At 66.4% G+C, this 26,836-nt stretch carries 20 protein-coding genes; 14 read left to right on the top strand and 6 right to left on the bottom strand.

From position 1 onward, the window contains the following. Nucleotides 1–45 precede the first annotated feature (45 nt). Together NNX37_RS15140 and tmk are read right to left on the bottom strand one after the other, a co-directional pair. Complete coding sequence (locus NNX37_RS15140; protein ID WP_255793585.1) at nucleotides 46–1,188, bottom strand: DNA polymerase III subunit delta'; 1,143 nt, start codon at nucleotides 1,186–1,188, stop codon at nucleotides 46–48. Beyond that, nucleotides 1,185–1,787: a dTMP kinase gene (gene tmk, locus NNX37_RS15135; protein ID WP_407079978.1), complete on the bottom strand. Its 603-nt coding sequence runs from the start codon at nucleotides 1,785–1,787 to the stop codon at nucleotides 1,185–1,187. Before tmk ends, NNX37_RS15140 begins: the two co-directional genes overlap by 4 nt. Nucleotides 1,788–1,948: 161 nt before the next feature. Between tmk and NNX37_RS15130 the strand changes: the two genes are divergently transcribed. Together NNX37_RS15130 and NNX37_RS15125 are read left to right on the top strand one after the other, a co-directional pair. Further along, nucleotides 1,949–3,094, top strand: coding sequence for a trans-sulfuration enzyme family protein (locus NNX37_RS15130; protein WP_255793583.1), 1,146 nt, complete (start codon nucleotides 1,949–1,951; stop codon nucleotides 3,092–3,094). 18 nt (nucleotides 3,095–3,112) lie between these two features. Next, nucleotides 3,113–3,436 (top strand): DUF2516 family protein, encoded by a 324-nt coding sequence (locus NNX37_RS15125; RefSeq protein WP_255793704.1) that lies wholly within the window; start codon nucleotides 3,113–3,115, stop codon nucleotides 3,434–3,436. 116 nt (nucleotides 3,437–3,552) lie between these two features. Here NNX37_RS15125 and NNX37_RS15120 read toward each other — a convergent pair whose 3' ends face one another. After that, nucleotides 3,553–4,347 (bottom strand): class I SAM-dependent methyltransferase, encoded by a 795-nt coding sequence (locus tag NNX37_RS15120; RefSeq protein WP_407079976.1) that lies wholly within the window; start codon nucleotides 4,345–4,347, stop codon nucleotides 3,553–3,555. Nucleotides 4,348–4,740: 393 nt separating this feature from the next. Here NNX37_RS15120 and NNX37_RS15115 point away from each other — a divergent pair, with 393 nt between their 5' ends. Next, the gene (locus tag NNX37_RS15115) at nucleotides 4,741–5,493 is read left to right on the top strand and encodes a phosphoglyceromutase (RefSeq protein ID WP_255793581.1); all 753 of its coding nucleotides are present in this window, start codon (nucleotides 4,741–4,743) and stop codon (nucleotides 5,491–5,493) included. An 82-nt stretch (nucleotides 5,494–5,575) separates the two neighbouring features. Here the strand turns inward: NNX37_RS15115 and phoU are convergent, their stop codons facing one another. Further along, nucleotides 5,576–6,238, bottom strand: coding sequence for a phosphate signaling complex protein PhoU (phoU, locus tag NNX37_RS15110; RefSeq protein WP_255793580.1), 663 nt, complete (start codon nucleotides 6,236–6,238; stop codon nucleotides 5,576–5,578). A 200-nt stretch (nucleotides 6,239–6,438) separates the two neighbouring features. On the opposite strand from phoU, the gene NNX37_RS15105 reads away from it, so the two are divergent. Both NNX37_RS15105 and NNX37_RS15100 read left to right on the top strand, forming a co-directional pair. Beyond that, nucleotides 6,439–7,605 (top strand): sensor histidine kinase, encoded by a 1,167-nt coding sequence (locus NNX37_RS15105; protein WP_407079975.1) that lies wholly within the window; start codon nucleotides 6,439–6,441, stop codon nucleotides 7,603–7,605. Then, a complete protein-coding gene (locus NNX37_RS15100) occupies nucleotides 7,602–8,282 on the top strand; it encodes a response regulator transcription factor (RefSeq protein WP_255793578.1) in 681 nt (226 codons plus the stop codon). The genes NNX37_RS15105 and NNX37_RS15100 overlap by 4 nt, the downstream gene beginning before the upstream one ends. Nucleotides 8,283–8,344: 62 nt before the next feature. Here the strand turns inward: NNX37_RS15100 and NNX37_RS15095 are convergent, their stop codons facing one another. Beyond that, nucleotides 8,345–8,878 (bottom strand): hypothetical protein, encoded by a 534-nt coding sequence (locus NNX37_RS15095; protein ID WP_255793577.1) that lies wholly within the window; start codon nucleotides 8,876–8,878, stop codon nucleotides 8,345–8,347. A 256-nt stretch (nucleotides 8,879–9,134) separates the two neighbouring features. Between NNX37_RS15095 and NNX37_RS15090 the strand changes: the two genes are divergently transcribed. The 6 genes from NNX37_RS15090 (at nucleotide 9,135) to glgX (ending at nucleotide 15,684) form a co-directional block, all read left to right on the top strand. Beyond that, nucleotides 9,135–9,617, top strand: a complete 483-nt coding sequence (locus NNX37_RS15090) for a CarD family transcriptional regulator (protein WP_066300159.1) — start codon at nucleotides 9,135–9,137, stop codon at nucleotides 9,615–9,617. A gap of 87 nt (nucleotides 9,618–9,704) precedes the next feature. Then, a complete protein-coding gene (gene ispD / locus NNX37_RS15085) occupies nucleotides 9,705–10,460 on the top strand; it encodes a 2-C-methyl-D-erythritol 4-phosphate cytidylyltransferase (protein ID WP_255793576.1) in 756 nt (251 codons plus the stop codon). 1 nt (nucleotide 10,461) lies between these two features. After that, nucleotides 10,462–10,959, top strand: coding sequence for a 2-C-methyl-D-erythritol 2,4-cyclodiphosphate synthase (ispF, locus tag NNX37_RS15080; protein ID WP_255793575.1), 498 nt, complete (start codon nucleotides 10,462–10,464; stop codon nucleotides 10,957–10,959). A gap of 29 nt (nucleotides 10,960–10,988) precedes the next feature. After that, nucleotides 10,989–12,413, top strand: coding sequence for a cysteine--tRNA ligase (gene cysS, locus NNX37_RS15075; RefSeq protein ID WP_255793574.1), 1,425 nt, complete (start codon nucleotides 10,989–10,991; stop codon nucleotides 12,411–12,413). A gap of 81 nt (nucleotides 12,414–12,494) precedes the next feature. Continuing rightward, complete coding sequence (rlmB, locus tag NNX37_RS15070; protein ID WP_255793573.1) at nucleotides 12,495–13,499, top strand: 23S rRNA (guanosine(2251)-2'-O)-methyltransferase RlmB; 1,005 nt, start codon at nucleotides 12,495–12,497, stop codon at nucleotides 13,497–13,499. 55 nt (nucleotides 13,500–13,554) lie between these two features. Then, entirely contained in the window at nucleotides 13,555–15,684 is a 2,130-nt protein-coding gene (gene glgX / locus NNX37_RS15065; RefSeq protein ID WP_255793572.1) for a glycogen debranching protein GlgX, read from the top strand. Between the two features lie 287 nt (nucleotides 15,685–15,971). Here the strand turns inward: glgX and glgP are convergent, their stop codons facing one another. Beyond that, nucleotides 15,972–18,596 carry an alpha-glucan family phosphorylase gene (gene glgP, locus NNX37_RS15060; protein ID WP_255793571.1) on the bottom strand — a complete coding sequence of 875 codons (2,625 nt, stop codon included), beginning with the start codon at nucleotides 18,594–18,596 and terminating at the stop codon, nucleotides 15,972–15,974. Nucleotides 18,597–18,764: 168 nt separating this feature from the next. Between glgP and NNX37_RS15055 the strand changes: the two genes are divergently transcribed. The 3 genes from NNX37_RS15055 to glgB are packed head-to-tail and all read left to right on the top strand — an operon-like array spanning nucleotide 18,765 to nucleotide 26,307. Next, a complete protein-coding gene (locus NNX37_RS15055; RefSeq protein ID WP_255793570.1) occupies nucleotides 18,765–20,816 on the top strand; it encodes an alpha-1,4-glucan--maltose-1-phosphate maltosyltransferase in 2,052 nt (683 codons plus the stop codon). After that, nucleotides 20,816–22,585: a maltose alpha-D-glucosyltransferase gene (treS, locus tag NNX37_RS15050; RefSeq protein WP_255793569.1), complete on the top strand. Its 1,770-nt coding sequence runs from the start codon at nucleotides 20,816–20,818 to the stop codon at nucleotides 22,583–22,585. Before NNX37_RS15055 ends, treS begins: the two co-directional genes overlap by 1 nt. Next, nucleotides 22,582–26,307: a 1,4-alpha-glucan branching protein GlgB gene (gene glgB / locus NNX37_RS15045; RefSeq protein WP_255793568.1), complete on the top strand. Its 3,726-nt coding sequence runs from the start codon at nucleotides 22,582–22,584 to the stop codon at nucleotides 26,305–26,307. The genes treS and glgB overlap by 4 nt, the downstream gene beginning before the upstream one ends. Nucleotides 26,308–26,836 lie beyond the last annotated feature (529 nt).

The raw sequence follows: 26,836 nt of genomic DNA, 5'->3' as shown, positions 1-26,836 counted from the left end.
TACGCGGGCCGGCCGGACTGGCGGGATGCGGCGGATAACTGGACATTACAGCAGGCTCAGCGCCATCGCTTCGATCGCCAGCAGCGGTGCGACGTTGGTGGTCACCAGGCGGCGCCGCACGGTGTTGATCTCCTCCATGCGCATCAGTGTCTGCTCCGGAGAGCCGTACGCCGCGAACTCGTCCAGCTCGCGGCGGAGTCCCTCGTTGACCAGGGGGCCGGAGCCGCCCAGCTGGATCATCAGCACGTCGCGGTAGAAGGAGAGCAGGTCCGTCAGGGCGCGGTCAAAGTAATCGTTCTTGGACCGTTTGGCCCGGCGGACCTGGTCCTCCTCGAGCCGCTTGACCTGGCTCCGCAGCGCCGGGGGCAACGTGCCGGTGGCAGGTGCGCCGAGCGAAGCCAGCAGCGCTTCCTTCTCCGCGGCGTCGCGCTGTTCAAAGGAGCTCGCAGCCTCCGCTTCGGCCAGTGCCACCAGGTCCGCCGCGGCCTTCATGGCGCCGGAGACATTCCGCAGCGACAGGGGCAGCCGCACAATGCTCTCGCGGCGCTGCCGCGCACCCTCGTCGGTGGCCAGGCGCTTGGCGACGCCGATGTGGCTCTGCGCGGCCCGGGCAGCGTTCAGCGCCACCTCCGGATCGATGGCGTCGCGCCGGATCAGGAGTTCCGCCACATCCTCCACCGGCGGCAGCCGCAGCCCCACGGGACGGCACCTGGACCGGATGGTGACCAGCACGTCGCCCGGGCTGGGTGCACAGAGCAGCCAGATGGTCCTAGGCGGCGGCTCTTCAATGGCTTTCAGCAGCACGTTGGTGCTGCGCTCCTGCATCCGGTCAGCGTCCTCCACAATGATGACGCGCCAGCGGCCGGTGGACGGCTTGTCCTGGGCCTTCCGGACCAGTTCGCGGGCCTCATCGATGCTGATGGTGACCTTTTCCGTGGTGACGGAGGCGACGTCGGCGTGCGAGCCGGCCAGTACGGTGCGGCAGGACTTGCACTCACCGCAGCCGCGCAGTTCCGGGTCCTGCTGCTCGCAGACCAGCGCCGCGGCAAAGGCCCGGGCAGCATTGGAGCGGCCGGAGCCGGGCGGGCCGGTGAACAGCCAGGCGTGGTTGGGCCGGGCATCGGCTGCGCCGCGGCGCAGCTGGGCCACCACCGGGTCCTGCCCCTGCAGGTCGTCCCACACGCTCACGGCAGCAGCTTTTCCACGCGGTGCAGGATGGTGCCGGCAAGTTCGTCCACGGGCCGGCCGGCGTCGAGCACCAGGTACCGGCCGGGAGCCGCCTGCGCGGCCTCAAGGAACGCCAGGCGGATCTGCTGGTGGAAGGTGTCCGGTTCGGACTCGAGCCGGTCCTCGGTAGCCTGGCCGGCGGTCCGGCGGTCCCGTCCGCGTTCGGGATCGACGTCCAGCAGGACGGTGAGGTCCGGCTGCAGGCCGCCGGTGGCCCACTCGTTCAGGGTGCGGACGGATTCGGTGCCCAGGTGCCGGCCGGCGCCCTGGTAGGCAATGGAGCTGTCAACGTAGCGGTCGCAGACCACCACCGTTCCGTTGGCGAGGGCCGGCTCGATGACCTGCTGGACATGCGCGGCGCGGGATGCAGCGAAGATCAACGCTTCGGTGCGCGCATCAATGTCGCCGTTGCCGTGGTCAAGGACCAGGGCGCGCAGCTGTTCGCCCACGGGGGTGCCGCCCGGTTCACGGGTGCGCAGGACCGTACGGCCGGTCTCCTGCAGTGCGGCTGCCAGCCGCTGCGCCTGGGTGGATTTCCCGGCGCCGTCTCCGCCCTCCATGGCAATAAACAGGCCGCGGGTTTCAGGGAGATTAGAATTGCTCACCCGCCTAGCCTACCTAGTCCGGCTGGGGAGGCCGGGCGCCGACACTGGGCCGCCCGGAGCACCGGCGGCACAGTGTCACGGCACTCCGTGCGGACCGGCGGTCTACGCTGTTCCTTATGAGCCAAACCTCTCCGCACGGGCACGCCGTTTCCCCCGATACCCTCGTCGTTTCCGCGGGACGCCCGCCCCGGGAACACGACGCGCCGGTGAATCCGCCGATCGTGTTGTCCTCCACTTACTTCGGCACGGGAACTCCCGTCCCGGGGGAGCGCGGCTACGGCCGGTATTCGAACCCCACCTGGGATCCTTTCGAGCAGGCGCTCGCCGAGCTTGAGGGTGCGGACCTGCCGGCACTGGTCTTCGGCTCGGGACTGGCGTCCGTAATGGCAGCCCTGTCTCTGGTTCCCGCCGGCGGCGTCGTGGTGATGCCGCGGCACAGCTACCAGGGCTCGCTCCTGCTGGCCGCCGAAGAGGCGGCGAACGGCCGGTTTTCCGTGCGGACGGTGGATATTGACCAGACCGGGGACGTGATTGCGCACCTCGACGGCGCCTCGATGCTCTGGGTGGAGAGCCCCACCAATCCCATGCTGGAGGTGGCGGACATCGCGGCACTGGCAGAAGCAGCGCACGCGGCCGGCGCGCTGGTGGTTGCAGACAACACGTTCTCCACCCCGCTGGTGACCCGGCCGCTGGACCTAGGTGCCGACGTCGTCGTGCACTCCGTGACCAAGTACCTGGCCGGACACTCCGACGTCGTCTTGGGTGCGGCCGTTACGTCCGATCCGGATCTCCGGGACCGCCTGCTCCGGTACCGCTCGCTGCACGGGGCGGTGGCCGGGCCCTTTGAAGTGTGGCTGGCACTGCGCGGGCTGCGCACGCTGGCCCTGCGGATGGAGCGCTCGCAGGCCACCGCCATGGATCTCGCCCGCCGGCTGCAGACCCTCCCTCAGGTGGAGCATGTGCGTTATCCGGGTCTGCCGGAGGACCCGGGGCATGCCCGGGCCGCCGCGCAGATGTCCGGATTCGGCTCGATTCTGTGCATCGAGGTCGCCGGGGGAGCTGCCGCCGCGGAAAAGGTTGCCGACGCCGTGGAACTCTGGCTGCCGGCCACCTCGCTCGGCGGAGTGGAATCGCTCATTGAACGGCGGCGCCGCCAGCCCGGAGAGCCGCACACCGTTCCGGAGGGACTGCTGCGCCTTTCGGTCGGCATTGAGAATGTCGAAGACCTTTGGGGGGACCTAGAGCAGGCACTTACACGGTAGGCTAGCGCTGTGGCCCTCATGATGATGATTCAGTATTACCTCTACCTGGCGCTCGGCCTTGTGGCGCTTGGCATTGAACTCTGGGCACTTCTGGACTGCGCCCGGCGCAAGCCCGCTGATTTTGAACGTGCCTACAAGCGGACCAAGGGATTCTGGCTGGGCCTCACGGGCGGAGCCGCCGCCGTTGGCGTGCTGTCCGTGCTGCTGCCGTCCCTGAGCCTGATCCTGTTCCAGCTTGCCGCAGTTGTTGCCGCCTGCGTGTACCTGGCCGATGTGAAGCCCGCCATCGGCAGTTCCCGCGGCCGCGGGAACAGCAACCAGGGCCCGTACGGCCCCTGGTAAGCGCGAACCGTTGAACTTCCGTCCGGCCCCGGACCAGCCGTTTCCACGGCAGGTCCGGGGCCGGTTGCTTTAAGCCCTTTCGCCGCCGGCGAGCCTCGAGCCCGTCCGGCCGCCGGCTAGGAAGGGCGGACGGCGTCCCAGGCCACGGTGATTTCGCCCAGCCGCCAGCGCGACGGCCCCGTCAGCAGCGGCACGCCGCCGGCCTTCAACGCGCTGCACATCGCTAGCCAGCGGTGCCGGTTGCCGTACGAGGCCATCGGTGCAGCTTCCTCCCACGCCCGGTCCATTGCCTGCAGGAAGGTGTGGACCCGCTCGCCGGGGACGTTGCGGTGGATCAGGGCTTTGGGCAGCCGTTCGGCAACATCGGAGGGGCGCCCGAACGCACCGAACCGCAGGGAAATGCTCAGCGACACCGGACCCGAGGCATCCAGCTCCACCCAGGTGGAACGCCGGCCGATCTCGTCGCAGGTGCCGTCCACGAAAATTCCTCCCGGTGCCAGCCGGGAGCAGACCATGTCCCAATGCTGCGCATAGTCCTCCTCCGCGTACTGGCGCAGCACGTTGAAGGCACGGACCATCACTGGACGGCGCCCGTCCACCGGCAGCTCGAAGCCGCCCTGCCGGAAGCTCAGCCCCGCACGTTCCAGGGGCTTGGCCGCCGCGACGCGGGCCGGATCAATCTCGATTCCCATGACTTCCACGTCTGCCCGCACCCGGCCGAGGCGGCCATGGAGTTCGACGGCGGTGGTGGGGGCGGCGCCGTAGCCCAGATCCACGATCAAAGGGTCGGCGGCCTGCCGCAGCCGCCACCGTGCCGGTCCTGCCAGCCAGCGGTCCACCCTTCGGAGCCGGTTGGGGTTTGTAGTGCCCCTGGTCGCAGTTCCTACGGGTTTCAGCTGTTTTTGCACCACCCAATGTTACCGGCCACCAGCGGATGCCCCTGACGGCGGCGGGACCGGCGGCCGGGGGCAGAGAGCCGGGGACCGGGGCCGAGTCGCCGCCGGCGGACACGGAATTCCATGCAATGGTGCGCCTGTGGCCAAAGGTGTCCCAGGAGAAACAGCAGCACCACCCGGCCCGGTGGGATCCCGTGCAGGCCACACGGACGATTCTCCGGACGGGACCGATCTACTGAGCAGGTAACGGGGTTATGGCCGACGGATACCGCCGTTATCTGTTCACCAGATCGAGGACTCCCGCGGATACCCCCGTTATCTGCTCATTAGATTCCGGGCCCCGCCCATCTGCCCGGCCAAAGTGCCGCCGCCCTCCCTGCCGGGTACGCTCTCCGATACCATGCTTATATGACCTACAAACTGATCCTTCTGCGCCACGGGCAGAGTGAATGGAATGAAAAGAACCTCTTCACGGGCTGGGTGGACGTGGATCTGACGGACCTGGGACGTGAAGAAGCCCTCCGCGGCGGAGAGCTGCTGGTAGAGAACAACGTTCTCCCGGACATCCTCTACACCTCCCGCCTGAAACGGGCCATCAACACCGCGAACCTGGCCCTGGGTGCCGCCGACCGCATCTGGATCGACGTCAAGCGCAGCTGGCGCCTGAACGAGCGCCACTACGGCGCGCTGCAGGGCAAGGACAAGGCCCAGACCCTGGCCGAATACGGTGAGGAGCAGTTCATGCTCTGGCGCCGGTCCTACGACACCCCGCCGCCGCCCCTGGCGGATGACAGCGACTTTTCCCAGGCCCACGATCCCCGCTACGCGGACCTGGAATCGAACGAACTGCCGCGCACCGAGTGCCTCAAGGACGTGCTGGAACGTTTCCTGCCCTACTGGGAATCGGACATCTCCAAGGACATCCGCACTGGCAAGACCGTGATGATCGCCGCGCACGGCAACTCCCTGCGCGCGCTGGTCAAGCACCTGGACGGCATCAGCGACGCCGATATCGCGGCCGTGAACATCCCCACCGGCATCCCGCTGGTGTACGAACTCGATGAAGACCTCAAGCCGGTCAAGGCCGGCGGCACCTACCTCGATCCCGAGGCCGCCGCCGAATCCATCAAGGCCGTAGCCAGCCAGGGCAAGAAGAAGTAATAGCTGCCACTGACGCACAAAAGGGCGGTCCCGATCGGGACCGCCCTTTTTGGTGCGTCAGGTTTTGCCGCTGGGGGAACGGCTACACGCCCGACTCGGACAGCGGGTGCCACTCGCCGGTCACAAGGTAATTGACCTTGCGGGTGACGGAGACGCCGTGGTCCGCAAAGCGCTCGAAATAGCGGCTGGCCAGGGTCAGGTCCACCGTGCTGACGGCGGGGACGTTCCAGTCCGGGGAGGCAATGGATTTGAAGACCCCGGCGTGCAGCTCGTTGATCCGGCTGTTGGCGTCGTAGATTTCCTTGCTCATTTCCAGGTTCCGGGTCTCCAGCAGCTCGGACAGCTGTTCCGAGATGCGGATGTCCAGCTGGGCCATTTCGCGGAAGGTCTCCACCATGTTGTCCGGCACCACATTGGCGGGATAACGCAGGCGGGCCAGCTGGGCAATGTGACGGGCCAGGTCGCCCATGCGTTCGAGGGAGGCGCTCATCCGCAGTGATCCCACGATCATCCGCAGGTCGCTGGCCACGGGACCCTGAAGGGCCAGGACATCGATGGCGCGCTCATCGAGGTCGTTCTGCAGGAAGTCGATCCGCGCGTCTGCGGCGATCACGTCCTGCGCGAGTTCGATATCGGCGCCTTCGAAGGCCAGCGTCGCTTTGCGCATTGCCTCCGTTACGAGCTGGGATATCTGAGTCAGTTCTTCACCGATTTGGTGAAGCTCGGCCTGGAAAACCTTGCGCACTTAAGGGTCCTCTCAAAAACGGGTGGATCGTAGGCGGGCTGCGGGGCGGTGCGGCGGCCTTCGGTACGTCCTGCACCGAAAGCCGCTCCTGCAGGATGTCAGCCGGGAGTGAACCACACGGTGCCCTTAGATGAACGTTAGTTTAACGAATGGTCCAAAGCCACCGGTTTCGCTCCGGGGAGCGGAGACCGGCCTAAGCTATGAGAGTGAATCCTGTACTGCTGGCCTTGCTGGCCGGCGTTCTCGGCCTGGTTGTGGGTGTCTTCGGCGTCCTTGCGTACGCGGCCAGCCAGCGGCAGCGGCGGGAGCTGGCGGAGATCTCCGAGCCGACGGTCCCCGAGGGCGCGGCGGAGGTGCTCGGCGTCATCGGACGGGCCTATATCGTTGCCGATGCCATCGACGGCGTCGTCCGGGCCAGTCCCGGAGCCTACGCGTTCGGCCTGGTGCGCGGGCACACGATCATGAATGACCGGCTGCTGGAGATCTGCGCGCGGGTCCGCCGCGACGGCGTCATCGAGGAGGCCCGGCTGGAGCTTCCGCGGGGCCCGCTTGGTGAAGGGTCCCTCATCCTGCAGGTCCGGGTGGCCACGGTGGGGGAGGAGTACGTGCTGATCCTGGCCGATGACCGGACGGAGATCACCCGCACCGAGGAAGTCCGCAATGACTTCGTCGCCAACGTTTCCCACGAGCTGAAGACGCCGGTGGGTGCCATTTCGCTGCTCTCGGAAGCGCTGCACGACGCCGCGGGGGACGAGGAAGCCGTCCGCCGGTTCGCCGGCCGGATGCACCGGGAATCCACCCGCCTCACCGCCCTGGTGCAGGACATCATCGAGCTGTCCCGCCTGCAGAGCACCGACATCGTGGACCGTGCCAAGCCCGTGGACGTGAACCGGATCCTCGAGGACGCCGTTGAAGCCAACCGGCTGAATGCCGAGAACAAGGACATCGAGGTGATCCTGGGCGGCAGGTCGGATGCCGCGGTCTACGGGGATGCCCCCATGCTGACCACCGCCTTCCGGAACCTGATCGACAACGCCATCCGCTATTCACCCGCAGGCAGCAGGGTGGGAATCGGGCTGCAGTCCCGCAACGGCATGGCCCAGGTGGCCGTAACCGACCAGGGTCCGGGCATCGCTCCCGAGGAACAGGAACGGGTGTTCGAACGGTTCTACCGGATCGACTCCGCCCGCTCCCGGCACACGGGCGGAACCGGGCTGGGGCTGAGCATCGTCAAACACGTCGTCGCCAACCACGGCGGGGAAGTGGACCTGTGGTCCCGCCCGGGGCACGGATCCACCTTCACCGTGCGGCTGCCGGAAATGGACCCCGCGGACATCCGCGAATCGAAACAGGGAGTTCCCGCTTGACCAGAATCCTGATTGTCGAAGACGAGGAGTCCTTCAGCGACGCCCTCTCCTACCTGCTGGCACGGGAGGGATTCGACGTCGACGTAGTGGACAACGGCACCGATGCCGTTACAACCTTCGAGCAGACGGGCGCAGACCTGATCCTGCTGGACCTGATGCTGCCCGGGCTTTCCGGCACGGAGGTCTGCCGCCGGATCCGCCAGCGGTCCGACGTCCCGGTCATCATGCTGACCGCACGCGATGCCGAAATCGACAAAGTGGTGGGGCTCGAGATCGGGGCAGACGACTACGTCACCAAACCGTATTCCTCCCGCGAGCTGCTGGCGCGGGTCCGGGCGGTGCTGCGGCGCAGGGGGGAGGGTGCGGACTTTGCCGGCGCGGCGCTGGAGGCCGGGCCGGTCCGCATGGACGTGGACCGGCATGTGGTGCAGGTCCACGGCGCCAGTGTGCCCTTCCCGCTGAAGGAATTCGAACTGCTGGAACTGCTCCTGCGGAACTCCGGCCGGGTTCTGACCCGCGGCCAGCTGATCGAGCGTGTCTGGGGGGCGGACTACGTGGGGGACACCAAAACGCTCGATGTCCACGTCAAACGGCTGCGGGCGAAAATCGAAGCCGATTCCTCCGCACCGCGTCACCTGGTGACCGTCCGCGGGCTGGGCTACAAGTTCGAGGCATAACCCGAAATGCAGAAGGGGCCGGCGCAGTGCGCCGGCCCCTTCTATCTCTGTTCGGAAGGGTGTCAGTGACCCTCGGCCTCGCCGGACGGTTCCTCCGTCGGACGCGGTGTGTACTCCGATTCAGCGGGCAGGTACGGGCGGTAGTCCGGCTGATCGCCGTTGACCACCGGGATGTTCAAGGTGGTGGTGTCGCCGTTGACTGTCAGCTCCGTGTTGATGCCGGTGCCTGCGTCGACCTCTACCTCCGGGACGTAGACCTGGGCCTCGGCCTCGTCTTCGAAGACAACCTTGTCTCCGGCCTCGAGCTCGAAGGGCAGGGAAGCGCCGCCAACGGCAAGGGTGAACTTCTGCGTTTGTGCGCCGTCATTGATGACGGTGCCGATCAGCCGGCCGGGTTCGCCGGAGCCGTTGCTGACCACCAGGATGTTGCGCAGCTGCAGGTCGCCGACGTTCTCCAGGATCCCGTCGGACGGGGAGTACTCGATGGTGGTTGCCTGCTCGTTCACAGCGCTGCAGCCTGCCGTGCCCAGCATGGCCAGCGCGATGACACCGGCCGCAGCGGTGCGCCGGACCCGGTTCTTGGGTGTGAATCTCACAGCACAAACTCCTGAAGTATTGCGGTCTACCGACCTAAGGCTATCTTTGCTGCCTAGCCTATCCGCAAAACACTGAAAAACAGGATTTGACGGCTGCTGCGGACGGCTCTGCCGGGGCGGCGCGGAACGGCTTCGACTACCCGCGAAAGGCGGAATACTACCTACAACGGAGCCCATGCAGTACCTGACCTGCGCAAACTCTACTCGGCGTGTCGCATCTCTGATAAACTGAGCCCCGGGAAAGGGGAAAGACCACATGGTTTTTGAGGTTGGCGAAACAGTTGTTTATCCTCACCACGGTGCCGCGAAGATCGAAGAGATCAAGATGCGAACCATCAAGGGCGAAGAGAAAATGTATCTCAAGCTTAAGGTGGCCCAGGGTGATCTGACCATAGAAGTACCGGCTGAGAACGTCGACCTCGTTGGGGTGCGCGATGTAGTGGGCAAGGAAGGCCTGGAGCACGTCTTTGACGTCCTGCGCGCCGAGCTCACTGAAGAGCCCACTAACTGGTCGCGCCGTTACAAGGCGAACCTGGAAAAGCTCGCGTCCGGTGATGTCGTGAAGGTAGCGGAGGTCGTCCGCGATCTCTGGCGCCGCGACCATGACCGCGGGCTGTCCGCCGGCGAGAAGCGAATGCTCGCCAAGGCACGCCAGATCCTCATTTCGGAACTGGCGCTTGCTGAGAAAACGGATGAAGACCAGGCCGCAGCCGTGCTCGACGAAGTCCTCGCGAGCTAGGCAGCTACGTCACTTCCTGCGCTTGCCGGTCCTTCGGGGCCGGCAATCGCTGTTTAAGCACCGGTGCGCTGGCATTAGGGTGGAACGGTGTCCCCTTCCTCTTCCCGCCCGCCCCGGATCGGCGTCGTCGTAGTAGCCGGAGGATCCGGTCAACGGCTCGGCTACGGCATGCCCAAGGCCCAGGTGCCGGTTGCCGGTGAACCAATGCTCCTCCATGCCCTGCGCGCCGTCCGGGCCGCGGACATCGCCGCCGCCGTTGCGGTTGCCGTGCCGGCCGGCGACACCGTAATGCGCAGCATCTGCGCCGGGTTCCCGGGGAATGTTCCGGCGGTCGACGGCGGCGCCACCCGGTCCGACTCCGTCCGGGCCGCGCTTCAGGTGCTGCCCGCGGACCTGGACGCTGTGCTGGTCCACGATGCCGCCCGTGCGCTCACCCCGCCGGAGGTCTTCCACCGCGTGGCCGCCGCGCTGGCCGCCGGTGCTGCCGCCGTCATCCCCGCCGTGCCCGTGGTGGACACGGTGAAGGACACGGCGCCCGTGCCCGTTCCGAAAGCAGCCGCCGCACGGGTTGTCACCGGGACCCCCGACCGTTCCCGGCTGCGCGCCGTCCAGACCCCGCAGGGTTTCGATGCCGCCCTGCTGCGCCGGGCCCACGAGGCGGCCCTTTCCTTCGATGCCGACACTGCGGCTGCGGTCACCGACGACGCCATGCTGGTGGAGTCCCTGGGGACCGAGGTTTACGTGGTCGAAGGCTCACAGCTGTCCCTGAAAATCACCACCCCGCTGGACCTGGTGCTCGCAGAAGCGATCCTGGCCGGCGGGCACCACCGCCAGGAGAACTGACATGGCCCTGCCCCGTACCGGAATCGGCGTGGACGTCCACGCCTTCGCGCCCGACGACGCCCCGCGCCAGCTCTGGGTAGCCGGGCTGCACTGGGAGGGCGAACGCGGCCTGGCCGGCCACTCCGACGGCGACCCCGTGGCCCACGCCGCCGCCGACGCGCTCTTCTCCGCGGCCGGCCTGGGGGATCTCGGCACCCACTTCGGCACCGACCGGCCCGAATACGCCGGCGCTGCCGGGACGGTGCTGCTGCGGGAAGCGGCACGGATTGTGCGGGCGGCCGGCTTCGAGATCGGCAACGTCGCCGTCCAGCTGATCGGCAACCGGCCCAAGTTCAGTCCCCGCCGGGCGGAGGCCGAAGCGGTCCTGAGCGCGGCCGCGGGTGCACCGGTCAGCGTTTCGGCCACCACCACCGATGCCCTGGGCTTCACCGGCCGCGGGGAGGGAATCGCGGCGGTGGCCACCGCCGTCGTTGCCGCCGCTGAGACCGCCGCTGACTGAGGGCCCGCCGTTTCGGCTAGCCTAGAGCAGTGAGCTTGAGATTCTATGACACGGCAACAGCGCAGGTCCGGGACTTCGTTCCCCTGGTGGAAGGCAAGGCCAGCCTCTACTACTGCGGCGCCACCGTGCAGGGGCTGCCGCACGTAGGGCACGTCCGCTCGGCCATTGCTTTCGACCAGCTCACCCGCTGGCTGCGTTACCGCGGGCTGCAGGTCACCGTGGTGCGCAATGTGACGGATATTGACGACAAGATCCTGGCCAAGGCGGCCGATTCCGTGGGCGCCGAACCCGCTCCCGGCGTCGTGCCGGATGAGCCGTGGTGGGCGCTGGCCTACCGCTTTGAGCAGGAATTCGCCAAGGCGTATGACACCCTCGGCGTCCAGCGGCCCACCTACGAACCGCGCGCCACGGGGCACATCCCGGAAATGCACGCGCTGATCGCCGCCCTGATCGAGCGCGGGCACGCCTATCCCGCCCTGGATGATTCCGGCGACGTGTACTTCGACGTGCGCTCCTGGCAGAAGTACGGTTCGCTGACCCGCCAGAACATCGACGACATGCAGGCAGCGCCCGACGCCGGCCCGCGCGGCAAGCGCGATCCGCGGGACTTCGCACTGTGGAAGGGGCACAAGGAAGGCGAGCCGGACACCGCGTCCTGGGACAGCCCCTGGGGCCGGGGACGTCCCGGCTGGCACCTGGAATGCTCCGCCATGGTCACCAAATACCTCGGGACCGAGTTCGACATCCACGGCGGCGGGCTGGACCTGCGCTTCCCGCACCATGAGAACGAGATGGCGCAGTCCCAGGCGGCCGGCCACGGGTTCGCGAACTTCTGGATGCACAACGGCATGGTCACCTTCGAGGGCGAGAAGATGTCCAAGTCCATCGGCAACACCATCAGCCCGACCGAAATGCTGGAGCAGGCCAGCCCCCGCGTGGTCCGCTACTACCTGGGCCAGGCCCACTACCGGTCCGTGCTGGATTACCGGCCCACCTCGCTGCAGGAGGCCGCTTCCGCCGTCGAGCGTATTGACGGGTTTATCACCAAGGCCGCTGCCAAGGCCGACACCGCGCCCGCCGCGGTTCCGGATGCCTTCGCCGCTGCGATGGACGATGACCTGAACGTTCCGCAGGCGCTGGCCGTGCTGCATGACACGGTGCGTGCCGGCAATACCGCCCTGGCAGCCGGCGACGGCGCGGCGGTGGAACGGGCCCTGGGCGAGGTGCGGGCTATGACCTCCGTCCTGGGACTGGATGACACCGCCGATGCCGCTGCCGCGGCGGGTCCCGCCGACGCCGCGCTGGAGTCGCTGGTCCAGGACCGCCTTGCCGAGCGGAAGGCCGCGCGGGCCGCAAAGGACTGGGCGCGGGCCGACGCCATCCGCGATGCGCTGGCTGCCGCCGGCATCACCGTGGAGGACGGCGCCGACGGCGTGACGTGGAGCGTCGCCTGACTCCAGCGGCGCTGTCCACCAACCGGTCCGCGGACTGCGTAAACTGGAAGAGAATGCTTTCTTCTAGTAAAGGTGTAACCGATGGCCAACAATGGACGTCCCGGCGCAATGCGCAAAGCCAAGAAGGGCCCCAGCGGCGGTACCGGCGGGCTCGGCCGCAAGGCCCTCGAGGGTAAGGGCCCCACACCCAAGGCTGAAGAGCGCCCCTATCACAAGGCGTTCAAGAGCAAGCAGCTCGCTGAGCGCTCCGCCGCCAAACGCGGCGACCCCAAGCGCGGCGATGCCCGCGCCGGCGGCCGCAGCGGCACCAACGTCCGCGGCAAGGTCGCCGAAGAGGTTGTCACCGGCCGCAACTCCGTGGTCGAGGCGCTGCGCGCCGGCATCCCGGCCAAGGCGCTGCACATTGCCGTCCGCATCGACATGGATGACCGTGTCCGTGAATCCCTGAAGATCGCCGCTGAGCGCGGTCTGCCGGTGATGGAAACGCACAAGCCCGAACTGGACCGCATGACCAACGAGGCCGTGCACCAGGGCCTGGTCCTGCAGATCCCGCCGTACGAGTACGCCGATCCCACTGATCTGGCCTCGGAGACGCTGGAAGCCTGGAAGAAGGGCCACGTCCGCAACGCGCCGCTCTTCGTCGCCCTGGACGGCATCACCGACCCGCGTAACCTCGGCGCGATCATCCGGTCCGCCTCGGCCTTCAGCGCCCACGGCGTCATCGTCCCGGAACGCCGCGCGGTGGGCGTCACCGCCTCCGCCTGGAAGACCAGCGCCGGCGCAGCTGTGCGCGTTCCCGTGGCCCGTGCGGGCAACCTGAACAACACGCTGAAGACGTTCAAGAAGATGGGCATCTTTGTCCTCGGCCTGGACGGCGACGGCGATGTCTCGCTTCCGGCCATCGTGCTGGCCAAGGAACCGATCTGCATCGTGGTGGGATCCGAGGGCAAGGGCCTGTCCCGCCTGGTCCGCGAGAACTGCGACCAGATCGTCTCCATTCCCATCGACTCCGCCATGGAGTCGCTTAACGCTTCCATGGCTGTCGGCATTACCTTGTACGAGATCTCCCGGCAGCGCTCCGCCTAGTTCGGGGCCGGAGCCACCGGCCGCAAAAGGGCAGTACCGGCAGCAAAGGGCATGCATGGCACACGTGATCACCGGAACCACCGCGGGCAGCGCCTCAAAGCGGGACTCGCGGCCCTTACCCCTGGGCGTCCGGCACACCGTTCCCGGTGTGCCGGACGTCCCGGATGCCGTCAACGTGTCCGTGTACGCCCCGGGCCTGCCCGAGGTGGACGTGTACTACGAAACGGCGCCCGGTATTTGGACCCTGGCCTCGTTGACGGACACCGTGCTGGGCATCCACCACGGCCGGATCTTTGGCCTGCCGCACGGGGGCCGTTACGGCTTCTGGCCGCGGGGCCGGGAGCTTCCCGCCGAGCCGGGCAGTTTCCAGCTGCTGCTGGACCCCTACGGGCGGGGCGTCGAAGAAGTCCAGGGGCCGGACAACAGCCCGCTCTATTTCTCGGTGTACACGGGCGCGGATTTTGACTGGGGCACCACCCGCCGGCCGCATACCCCGTTGCGGGACACCGTCATCTACGAAGCCCACGTCCGTGGCCAGACCATGCTGCATCCCGGGATCCCCGAAGAGCTCCGCGGAACCTATGCCGGCATGGGCCATCCGGTGATGGTCCAGTATCTGCGGGACCTCGGCATCACGGCCGTGGAGCTGCTGCCGGTGCATTTCCACACCGATGAACTGCATCTGCAGGACCTGGGCCTGGCCAATTACTGGGGGTACAATACCCTCGCGTTCTTCGCGCCGCACAACGGCTACGCCACCCGGGCCGCGCGGGAAGCCGGCGCGCAGGCGGTGCAGGACGAAGTCAAAGCCATGGTGAAGTCCCTCCACGAGGCCGGCATTGAAGTCCTGCTGGACGTGGTCTACAACCACACCGCAGAGGGGAAGGCCGACCAGCCCGCGCTGAGCTGGCGCGGACTGGGGGACGAGACCTACTACCGTCATGGTCCGGACGGCGCCTACCTGGACACAACGGGGTGCGGCAACACGCTGGATTTCAGTGAACCCCGGGTCATCCAGATGGCCCTGGATTCCCTGCGGTACTGGGTGCAGGAATTCCAGGTGGACGGCTTCCGCTTTGACCTGGCACCCACGCTCTGCCGCGACGCCGACGGCAGGTTCGACCCGCGGCACCCCTTCCTTGTGGCCGTCGCGGCGGATGCCGTCCTGCAGGACGTAAAACTCATCTCCGAGCCGTGGGATGTGGGCCACGACGGCTGGCAGACCGGCCGGTTCCCGCAGGGTTGGGCGGACTGGAACGACCATTTCCGCGACATTGCCCGGGACTTCTGGCTCCGCGGGCAGGCGGACAATACCGCCGGACGGGAAGGTGGCTCCATCGCGCGGCTCGCCGGTGCCCTGGCCGGTTCGGCCGAGCTGTTCGCCGGCTCCGGCCGGACGCCGCTGGCATCGATCAACTTCATCACCGCCCACGACGGGTTTACGCTCTCCGACCTGACAATGTTTGAGCGCAAGCACAACGAGGCCAACGGTGAAGAAAACCGGGACGGTTCAGGGGAAAACCGCAGCTATAACCACGGCATCGAGGGACCCACGGATGATGAACGGATCAACGCCGCCCGGGCACTGACCGCCCGGAACCTGATGGCCACGCTCGCGATGTCCCTAGGCGTGCCGATGCTGACGGCCGGAGACGAAATCGGGCGGAGCCAGCGCGGCAACAACAACGCATATTGCCAGGACACCGAGCTTTCCTGGCTGCATTGGAACCTCGACGACGCCGCCCGCCGAATGCTGTCCACCACCCGCGAGCTGCTGCGGCTGCGCCGGGAATACCTGGCCAGCCAGCCGTACCGTTTCCCGGCCGACCGGCGGCAGTCCTTCCTGCTGTGGTTCGATCCGGAGGGCAAGCCCATGACCCCGGAACAGTGGGGCGATCCCGCCAACCGGGTGGTGCAGGTGCTGACCGGCTCCGGAACCGGTTCCGTCAACGGACTACTCGTCCTGAACGGCAGCCGGTCCGACGTCGAGATCCGCCTTCCGGACGCACCGGCTGTCCTCGGTGCGGCTTCCGATACCGGCCACGCTTTAGGGGACACTGCCGTCCCCGGCGAATCCTACAAGCTCGTCTTTTCGACGGCTTCTCCGGAGAACGGGGTCCGTCTCCTGTCCCCTGGGGAAACGGACACCGTCCCTGCCAACTCCATCAGCCTCTACCGCGCCTAGACCGGCATCGGAGACGCTTCGCCCCCTCCCACGAGGCGACGACGGCATACATGCCCTACAGGCTGCCCGGGACGCCGATTTGGTGACGCGGACACCGACCAAGTGAGCCCATGATGGCGAACAGGTGAGACGGGCACGTGTGCGCTCCGGACGTTCCGGGTTAGGCGGCTTTAATAATCTCCGCGAGCTCTGCGAGCGGGGATTTTCGTTGCCGCCGTTCCGGAACGCCCGGCGCGCGGCCTGGAGCACGAGGCGCAGCTACGCCACATGCAGCAGGCACAGCATGATCAGGCGTTGACGACGAGCCCCAGTTCAGCCTTCGACGCCAGCCCCGAATGCGTCGGCAGCACCCGGACGGTGTAGCCAAACGGTCCGGCCTGCTCAATCCGGATGGTCCCGCGGAACAGGTGGCGTCCGGAGCCCAGATCCTCCGCGGGGGCCAGCTCCTGGATGCGGTGCTCGCTGATCTTGTCGTTCTCGGTCACCATGCCGTAGGCAGCTTCCACGCTGACGTCCTCCGGCCGCAGGGACCCGAGGGAGACGTAGGCCTGGACGGTGAGGCTGTCGCCGATCTGCGGGTTCTCGCTGACGCCCACGGAATCCACGTTCTCCACCTGCACCGTGGACCAGCCGTCCCGGACCTTCGCGATCCACAGGGCGAGGTCCTTTGCCGCCGTGTAGCCGTCTGCCGCCATGTACCGGCCGGAGGAGCTTGCGGGCCGGTACAGCCGGTTGACGTAGTCCTTGAGCATCCGCGAGGCGGACACATTCGGCCCCAGATCCGCCAGCGTGTGCTTGACCATTTCCAGCCACTCGTGCGGCAGCGAATCAGTGGGCGGATCCGAGGGTCCGGCCGCTCCGGCATCGGCCGGCGGCTCCGTTCCGTAGAACATCGGTCCCACGGAATTTTCCAGCAGGTCGTACAGCGCGGCTGCCTCAATGTCGTCCCGCTGGTCCGCGTTGTAGACCTCGCGCGTCCGCGTGCCCTTGGTGGGGTTGGCGGAGGGGATGGCCCATCCGTTGTTGCCGTCGTACATCTCGTCCCACCATCCGTCGAGGATGGAGAGGTTCAGCCCGCCGTTGATGGCCGACTTCATGCCGGAGGTGCCCGAGGCTTCCAGCGGACGCAGCGGATTGTTCAGCCATACATCGCATCCGGGGAAGAGGGTCTGAGCCATCGCAATGTCGTAGTTGGGCAGGAACACGATCCGGTGCCGGACCTCAGGGTCGTCGGTGAAGCGCACCAGGTCCTGGATCATCTTCTTGCCCTGCTCATCGGCAGGGTGGGACTTGCCGGCCACTACCACCTGGATCGGGTGGGTGGGGTGCAGCAGCAGTGCCTTGAGCCGGTCCGGATCCCGCAGCATCAGGGTCAGCCGCTTGTAGGTGGGCACCCGGCGGGCAAAGCCGATGGTCAGCACGTCCGGATCCAGCACGTTCTCCGTCCACGCGAGTTCGGCATCCGATGCACCGCGCCGGCGCCAGGCGCGCTTCACGCGGCGCCGGACGTCCTGGACCAGGTTGCTGCGCAGCTTCCTCCGCAGGTCCCAGAGGTCCTTGTCGTCAATCTCGTAGGCCCTGCCCCAGTCGCGGTCGTGCACGGTGGCGACGCCGAACTTTTCGCTGGCGAGGGCAGTGACCTCCGGATCGATCCAGGTGGGGACATGGACGCCGTTGGTGACGGAGGTGATCGGAACTTCGGAGTTGTCGAAGCCCGGCCACAGGCCGGAGAACATCTCCCGGGACACTTCCCCGTGCAGCTTGGCCACGCCGTTGGCCCGCTGAGCCAGGCGCAGGCCCATCACGGCCATGTTGAATTTGGTCGAGTCTCCGCCCTCGTAGTTCTCCACCCCGAGGGACAGGATCTTGTCGGTGGGGACCGACTGTGCGAGGCCGGCAGTGAAGAAGTGGCGGATCTGGGTCTGTTCGAACCGGTCAATGCCGGCCGGCACCGGGGTGTGCGTGGTGAAGACGGTCGAGGCGCGGGAGACGGTCAGCGCTTCCTCCCAGGTCATGCCCTGGTCCATCAGTTCGCGGATCCGCTCCACACCCAGGAAACCGGCGTGGCCCTCGTTGCTGTGGAAGACCTCGGCTGCAGGGGCACCGGTGAGGCGCTGGTGCACACGGAGGGCCTTGACGCCGCCCATGCCCAGGAGCAGTTCCTGCTGCAGCCTGTGGTCCCCGCCGCCTCCGTACAGGCGGTCGGTGATGCCGCGGGCGGCGTCGTCGTTTCCGATGACGTCCGAGTCCAGCAGCAGCAGGGGCACGCGTCCGACGTCGGCGCGCCAGATCTGCGCCGAAAGGTGACGGTTGTCCGGCAACGGCAGGGTGATTCTTGCGGGGGTGCCGTCTTCTTCGCGCAGCAGGGTCAGCGGCAGGCCGTTGGGGTCCAGCACGGGGTAGGTCTCCAGCTGCCACCCGTCGCGGGAAAGGGCCTGCTTGAAGTAGCCGGCCTTGTACAGCAGCCCCACGGCCACGAGGGGTACGCCGAGGTCGGAAGCTGCTTTCAAATGGTCACCGGCGAGGATGCCCAAACCGCCGGAGTACTGCGGCAGCACGGCGCTGATGCCGTACTCGGGGGAGAAGTAGGCAATCGACGTAGGGGCGTCTTCACCCAGTCCCTGGTACCAGCGTGGTTCGTTGAGGTATCTGTCCAAATCGGCGCCCAGATCGGAGATCACCGAGACCAGGTGCTCATCCTGTGCAATGCTCTCGAGCTTCTCCCGGCTTACGGTGCCCAGGAGCTTCACCGGGTCACCGCCGCTGGCCCGCCAGGCCTCGGGATCCAGGCTCTCAAACAACCTGAGTGTGGGCTGATGCCACGACCACCGGAGGTTCGATGCCAGCCGGCCCAAAGGGGCAATGCTGGACGGGAGGACAGTACGGACGGTAAATCTACGGATTGCCTTCACCCCGGTCACGCTAGCGCACTTGACGGCTCAGAAACCGAAATGACGGACAATTACCCGAGTAAATATCGGGCATCTTGAAAACCCGGCCAAACAGTGGCCGGTCGGAGGTGATTCCGTAAAAGTACGTTGCCTTAGCATTCTGCCCAAATTCTCGATAACGTCTAGTCTGTGACCACATCCAGCGCGTTGACACCAGAAGACCTGCCCTCGAAGGATCTCCGGTTTGGCCGGATCCCCATCACCAACGTTTCCCCCGTAGTGGAGTACGGGAGATTCCCCGCGAAAGCCGTACCCGGAGAGGACCTCGTCATCGGGGCCACAGTGTTCCGCGAGGGACATGACCTGGTAGGGGCCAGTGCCGTTCTCTACGACCCGGAGGGCGCCGTCGTCGCCCGCAGCCGGATGCACCCGGTGGGTCTGGGACTCGACCGGTGGGAAGGCATGCTGCGTCCTGTTGGGACGGGCCACTGGAGCTTCGCCGTGGAGGGGTGGGCCGACGTCTACGCCACCTGGCACCACAACGCAGAAGTGAAGATTGCCGCCGGCGTCGACGTCGAACTGATGCTCACCGAAGGCCACCAGCTCTTCAGCTTCGCAGCCGCCGAACGCAGCGGAGCCGACGCCGAGGTCTTCCGCGCCGCCGCAGCAGCGCTCGCAGACACCGGCCTCCCGGTGGAGGAGCGCCTCGCTGCCGCCGGCACCGAAGCCGTGACGGCCATCCTGGACCGCGATCCGATCCGTGACCTGGTCACCAGCTCGGACCGCTTCCCCCTCCTCGTAGAGCGGGAGCTGGCAGGCCGCGGCGCCTGGTACGAATTCTTCCCGCGCTCCGAGGGTGCCGAATTGAACCCCTCCACCCGCGAGTGGACCTCCGGAACGTTCCGGACCGCTGCCCGGAGCCTGCAGCGCGTGGCGGACATGCAGTTCGACGTTATCTACCTGCCGCCCATCCATCCGATCGGCACCACGCACCGCAAGGGTCCGAACAACACCCTGGTCGCCGGTCCGCAGGATCCCGGCTCCCCCTGGGCCATCGGAGCGGCCGAAGGCGGACACGACGCCATCCACCCCGATCTGGGGACGTTCGAGGACTTTGACGCGTTCGTCGACAGTGCCCGGGGCCTGGGCCTGGAGGTCGCCATCGACCTGGCCCTGCAGGCCTCCCCGGACCATCCCTGGGTGACCAGCCACCCGGAATGGTTCACCACGCGTGTTGACGGCACCATCGCCTACGCCGAGAACCCGCCGAAGAAGTACCAGGACATCTACCCCCTGAACTTCGACAATGACTATGAAGGCCTGTCGCAGGAGATCCTGCGCATTGTGCGCCTGTGGATCAGCCACGGCGTCCGCATCTTCCGGGTGGACAACCCGCACACCAAACCGCTGCGGTTCTGGGAATGGTTGATCGGCACGGTTAACGAAGAGCACCCGGACGTCATCTTCCTGGCCGAGGCGTTCACGCGCCCGCCCATGATGCATGCCCTCGCCAAGGCAGGGTTCCAGCAGTCCTACAGCTACTTCACCTGGCGGAACACCCGCGAGGAGATCGAGGAGTACTTCACCGAGGTCTCCCATGAGTCCTCGGCGTTCTTCCGCCCGAACTTCTTCGTCAATACCCCGGACATCCTCACCGAATTCCTGCAGTTCGGCGGTCCCGGTGCCTTCAAGATCCGGGCCGTACTGGCTGCCACCGGCAGCCCGCTCTGGGGTGTCTACGCCGGCTACGAGCTGTTCGAGCACGTAGCCCGGCCTGGCGCCGAAGAGTACATCGACAACGAAAAGTTCGAGTACAAGCAGCGGGACTTCGCCGCAGCGGAAGCAGAAGGCCGCAGTCTCGCCCCCTATATCACCCGGCTGAATGAAATCCGCCGGAACCATCCCGCTTTGGGGGACCTCGAAAACCTCACGGTGCACTCCAGTACCGACGAGTCCACAGTGGTCTACTCCAAGCACAAACAGACCCGCCCCGGCGATCCGTCCAGCAAGGACACACTCATTATTGTGGTTAACGTGGATCCCCACAGCGCCCGCGAATCCACTGTCACGCTCGACCTCGATGCGCTTCACCTCGCCCCGCAGGATCTGAACGAAGACGGCACCTTCTGGGTGGATGACCTCATCAGCGGCCAGAGCTGGCGCTGGGGAGCCCACAACTACGTCCGTCTGGACGCCCACTTTGAACCCGCGCACATCCTGTCAGTTCGGAGGAACTCCTAGTGCCCAACCCGTTTCAACTGCATGCTCCCGGCTTGACCAATGACCCGCATTGGTACCGCAAAGCCGTTTTCTACGAGGTCCTGGTCCGCGGCTTCGCCGACGCCAACGGGGACGGATCAGGCGACTTCAGCGGCCTGATCGAAAAGCTGGACTACCTGCAGTGGCTGGGCATCGACTGCCTGTGGCTGCCGCCGTTCTTCAAGTCGCCCCTGCGCGACGGCGGTTATGACATTTCCGACTACTACGATGTCCTCGACGAATTCGGCACCATCAGCGACTTCAAGCGCCTGGTTGCCGAAGCACACGCCCGCGGCCTGCGCGTCATCATCGACCTTCCGCTGAACCACACCTCGGACAAGCACCCGTGGTTCGAAGAGTCCCGCAGCGACCCGGACGGCCCCTACGGAGACTTCTACGTCTGGTCCGACACGGATGAGAAGTATGAAGACGCCCGGATCATCTTCGTGGACACCGAGGAATCGAACTGGACCTTCGACCCGGTCCGCCGGCAGTTCTTCTGGCACCGGTTCTTCAGCCACCAGCCGGACCTGAACTTCGAGAACCCCAAGGTCATCGAGGCGATCTTCGACGTCGTCCGCTTCTGGCTGGACCAGGGCATCGACGGCTTCCGGGCCGACGCCATCCCGTACCTCTTCGAAGAGGACGGCACGAACTGTGAAAACCTGCCGGCCACGCACCGGTTCCTCAAGGACCTGCGCACCATGGTCGACGAGAACTACCCGGGCCGCGTCATCATCGCCGAGGCAAACCAGATGCCGCACGAAGTCGTGGAGTACTTCGGCGACGAAACCGGCGACGAATGCCACATGTGCTTCCACTTCCCGATCATGCCGCGCCTGTTCTACGCGCTGAGGGACCAGAAGGCCGCGCCGATCATCCAGACCATGGAAGAGACGCCTGCAATCCCGGCCGGCGCCCAGTGGGGCACCTTCCTGCGCAACCATGACGAGCTGACGCTGGAAATGGTCACCAATGAAGAGCGCCAGGCCATGCTCGGCTGGTACGCCCCGGATTCCCGCATGCGGGCCAACATCGGCATCCGCCGCCGGCTGGCTCCGCTGCTGGACAATTCGCGGTCGGAAATCGAACTGATCCATGCGATGCTGCTGGCCCTGCCGGGCAGCCCGTTCCTGTACTACGGCGATGAGCTGGGCATGGGGGACAACATCTGGCTGGAAGACCGCGATTCCTCCCGTACGCCCATGCAGTGGAATCCGGACCGCAACGCCGGGTTCTCCACCGCCGATCCCGGCAAGCTGTACCTGCCGGTGGTGCAGTCGCTGGTGTACCACTACAACCACGTCAACGTGGAAGCCCAGCTCGCGAGCTCGAGTTCGCTGCTGCACTGGATCCGGCAGATGATCATGGTCCGCCGCGCCCACCCGGCCTTCGGCCTGGGTTCCTACCGCAACGTGCCGACCGATGCCGAGGCCGCCCTGGCCTTTGTGCGCGAGCTGCCGGACAACAACCCGGAGGGCGAGGTGGGCGAGACAGTGCTGTGCATCTTCAACCTCTCCCAGCACCCCATCTCCGCGTCCATGAAGCTGCCGGAGTTCGCCAACCGCGGACTGCGGGACGCTTTCGGCGGCACGCTCTTCCCGACCATCGGAGAAGACGGTGCCCTGACGCTGACCCTGGGCAGCCACGACTTCTACTGGCTGCGCCTGCGGTCGGCGAAGTCCGACACGTCCTCGCCGCAGACCGAAGCCATTCCCGTGATTCCGATCTCGGAGGCGGCACGGAGATGAGCCCGCTGACACCGTCCCTGCCCGAAATCCTGACCTCCTGGCTGCCCGAACAACGCTGGTTCCCCGCAAAAGGCCGCGAAGTCCTGCTGGACAGGGTCGGCGGCATCAGGCTTGAGGATCCCGCCGGCGAGGTCGGGCTGGAAGTCCACCTCATTGCCGTCGTCTCCGGCGACCGCCGGGACGTCATCAGCGTTCCGGTGAGCTACCGGAGGGTCCCGGCGCCCGAGCTGGAGGACTCGCTGCTGGGCCGTGCCCAGCATGAGGACCTGGGGGAGCGGTGGCTCTACGACGCCACGGCCGACCCGGTCTTCGTCACCGCGTGGCTGGAGCTGATGCGGTCCCAGGCTTCGTCCCTGGACGGGCACACGCACGGTTTTGCCCAGGACGGCTTCGCCGATTGGGGGCCGTTCCGGGCGCCGCTGCCCACCAAGGCCCTGAAGGGCGAACAGTCCAACACCTCCGTGGTTGTGCAGGCCCCGGAGGCACCGCTGATCGTGAAGTTCTACCGCGTGGTGGCTGCCGGCGAGAGCCCGGACGTGGAGGTCAGCGCACGGCTGACCGAAGTAGGGTCGGTGGACGTTCCGGCGACCTACGGCTGGGTGACCGGCTCCTGGACGGATCCTGCGGACGAGTCCGGGGAGACCCTGCTGACCGGACACCTGTCCGTGCTGCGGGAATTCTTCCCGGGCAGCGAAGACGCCTGGCGGACCGCGTCCTCGGCCGCGCTTGCCGGACGGAATTTCACTGCGGAGGCCGAAGAGCTCGGTGCCGCCACCGGCCGCATCCACCAGCAGCTGGCGGCTGCGTTCGGCAGCCGGCCTCCCAGCGCTGCGGAACGTGCAGAGTTCCTTGAGTCCCTCAGCTCCCGGATCCGGTGGGCCTGGGCGGAAGCGGGCGTCGTCGTCGGGCCTTTCGATGATGCCGTGGAGTACCTGCTGGAGCAGGTTCGCAACCTCCAGACGCTGCCCAACCTGCAGCGCATCCACGCGGACTACCACCTCGGCCAGGTCCTGCGCGTTCCGGAACGGGGCTGGATCGTCCTTGACTTCGAGGGCGAGCCGCTGCGGCCGGCCGCGGAACGGAGCGTGCCGGATGCGCCGCTGCGCGACGTCGTGGGCATGCTGCGCTCCATCGACTACGCCGCCGGCGTCGCCCTGATCGACGGCGCCGAGGGTACCGGCGAAGCGGCCGAATCCGTGCAGGAGCGCAACGAGTCCGCCCACCGGTGGGCAACGGCAGCGTCAGACGCCTTCCTTCGCGGTTACGAGAAGGAAACCGGCACCACCATTAACCGCAGCGACCCCCTGTTCCTGGCCCTGTGGCTGGACAAGGCGCTGTACGAAGTTGTCTACGAGATGCGGAACCGCCCCCGCTGGATCAGCGTGCCGGCCACGGCCGTCCGCAACATTCTGGCGCAGGCCGAAAACGCAGCACGCGCGGACGAGAGCCAGGAAGAGAGCACAGTGAATAAGCCACGCAAGACGCGGTCCACATCCGCTACCGCAGAGCCCGAGGTGCCCGACGTTCCCGTCTCCACCGAGCCCATCCCCGTTTCCGAGGACGTGCTCCAGGCCGTTTCCGAGGGCAGTTACTACCAGCCCCACGCGGTCCTTGGCGCACATCTGGATGAGTCCGGAACCGTCGTGACCATTCGGACCCTCCGCCCGCTGGCACGCGAAGTCGTGGCGGTGACCTCCGGGAACCGTGTACCGCTGCAGCACGAGTACAACGGCATCTGGGTGGGCACCCTGCCCGCTCAGACTGCGGGCGCCGTTCCGGACTACCGCGTGGAGGTGACGTACGACGACGGGGAGCCCCAGCTCTTCGATGATCCGTACCGCTTCCTTCCCTCCCTCGGCGACGTGGACCTGCACCTGATCGGTGAGGGCCGGCACGAAAACCTGTGGACGGTCCTGGGCGCGAACCTGCACCATTACGACTCGGTGCTGGGCGACATTTCCGGCGTCAGTTTCGCCGTCTGGGCTCCCAATGCCCGCGCGGTGCGCGTCAAGGGAGATTTCAACGGCTGGAACGGCATCATCAACGCGATGCGCTCCCTCGGCAGCTCCGGCGTCTGGGAAATCTTCGTTCCCGGCGTCGAACCCGGTGCCCGCTATAAGTACGAAATCCTGGGCAGCGACAGTGTCTGGCGGGAGAAGGCCGACCCGATGGCCAAGGGCACCGAGGTGCCGCCGCTGACCGGCTCACGCGTGGTCGAGTCAACCTACGAATTCGGCGACGCCGAATGGATGGAAACCCGGGCCGCACGGGATCCGCACAACTCGCCCATGAGCGTGTACGAGGTCCATCTGGGATCCTGGCGGCTTGGACTGAACTACCGCGAAATGGCAGATCAGCTGGCCGAGTACGTGCAGTGGCAGGGCTTCACCCACGTCGAACTGATGCCCGTAGCCGAACATCCGTTCGGCGGGTCCTGGGGTTACCAGGTCACCTCCTACTTCGCCCCCACCGCGCGGTTCGGGCATCCGGACGAATTCCGCTACCTAGTGGACCGGCTGCACCAGGCCGGCATCGGCGTCATTCTGGACTGGGTTCCGGCCCACTTCCCGAAGGACCCGTGGGCGCTGGCGAACTTCGACGGGCAGACCCTCTATGAGCACGGCGACCCGTTCCGCGGGGAGCAGCTCGACTGGGGAACGCTGGTCTTCGACTTCGGCCGCCGTGAAGTGCGGAACTTCCTCGTGGCCAACGCGATTTACTGGCTGGAAGAATTCCACGTCGACGGGCTCCGCGTGGATGCCGTGGCATCGATGCTGTACCTGGACTACTCGCGTCCGGAAGGCCAGTGGACGCCCAACATCTACGGCGGCCGGGAGAACCTCGAGGCGATCTCCTTCCTGCAGGAAGTCAACGCGACTGCCTACAAGCGGGTGCCCGGCATCGTGATGATCGCCGAGGAATCCACCGCCTTCCCGGGCGTCACCCGTCCCACCAGCTCCGGCGGCCTCGGCTTCGGGCTCAAGTGGAACATGGGCTGGATGCACGACACCCTCCAGTACATGTCCGAAGACCCGATCAACCGCGTGTACCACCACGCCCAGCTGACCTTCTCCCTGGTCTACGCGTACACGGAGAACTTCCTGCTGCCGATCAGCCATGACGAAGTAGTGCATGGCAAGGGCTCCCTGCTGCGCAAGATGCCCGGTGACCGGTGGCAGCAGCTGGCCAACCTGCGTGCCTACCTGGCCTTCCAGTGGGCACACCCGGGCAAGCAGCTCATCTTCATGGGCACCGAATTCGGCCAGGAAGCGGAGTGGTCCGAGCAGTACGGACTGGATTGGTACCTGACCGATACCCCGCAGCATAAGGGTGTCCAGCTGATGGTCAAGCAGCTCAACGAGATCTACCGCAGCACGCCGGCTCTGTCCGCCCGCGACAACGAGCCCGCAGGCTTCCAATGGATCAATGAGAACGACGGCGCACTCAACGTCCTCTCCTTCATCCGCTGGGACCACCAGGGCAATCCGGTGGTGTGCATTGCGAACTTCGCCGGCGCCCCGCGCCAGGATTTCCGGCTGGGTATGCCGTGGGCCGGTGAATGGGTGGAAGCACTGAACACCGACGCCGCCGAGTTCGGCGGATCCGGCGTCGGGAACATGGGGGTTGTCCAGGCCGTAGAGGGTGCCTGCAACGGCCAGCCCGCCTCGGCCACGCTCACGGTTCCGCCGCTGGGCGTGCTGTACCTGGTCCCCAAGCCGTAGGTGCAGTTGGCGGCCCGGACACCCGCAGGGGAGTCCGGGCCGCACGTGTATGCGCAGTCCCCGAAAACCGTGCTAGAGTTAATACCCGCGCTGATCGAGGGAATCGCGATCCTGGACTTTGATCCAGGAGGCCGGATCCCTCGGGTTTCAACCAACAGTCGTGAGTCCGGGAACTTCGGTTCCCACCGGTTCGCCGGAAGGACAAACGGCCGGTTTGACACCCACAGGACAGCGTGGCTAAGATAGAAAAGTTGCTCCGGAGCGACGCAGAGCTTGATCCCCTTGAGGATCGCCTGCCGGTGCCGGAAGCAGTCTGTTGTTTGAGAACTCAATAGTGTGCCAAGTTTATTGATACCAATTTATTTATATTGATTGGTTGAACAGGCCGTTTCCGCCCACCCCGTGGGTATTGGGACGGTTTTTTTAGCCGGTTTCGAATTTAGTGCAGGGCGGTCGACCAATTTTCCTTGGTCCCCGGTCTGTGTCTGTAACACATTTACGGAGAGTTTGATCCTGGCTCAGGATGAAC

This window comes from Arthrobacter zhaoxinii (assembly GCF_024385505.1).
Classification (GTDB): domain Bacteria; phylum Actinomycetota; class Actinomycetes; order Actinomycetales; family Micrococcaceae; genus Arthrobacter_B; species Arthrobacter_B zhaoxinii.
This window is presented reverse-complemented; position numbering and strand designations above follow the sequence as displayed.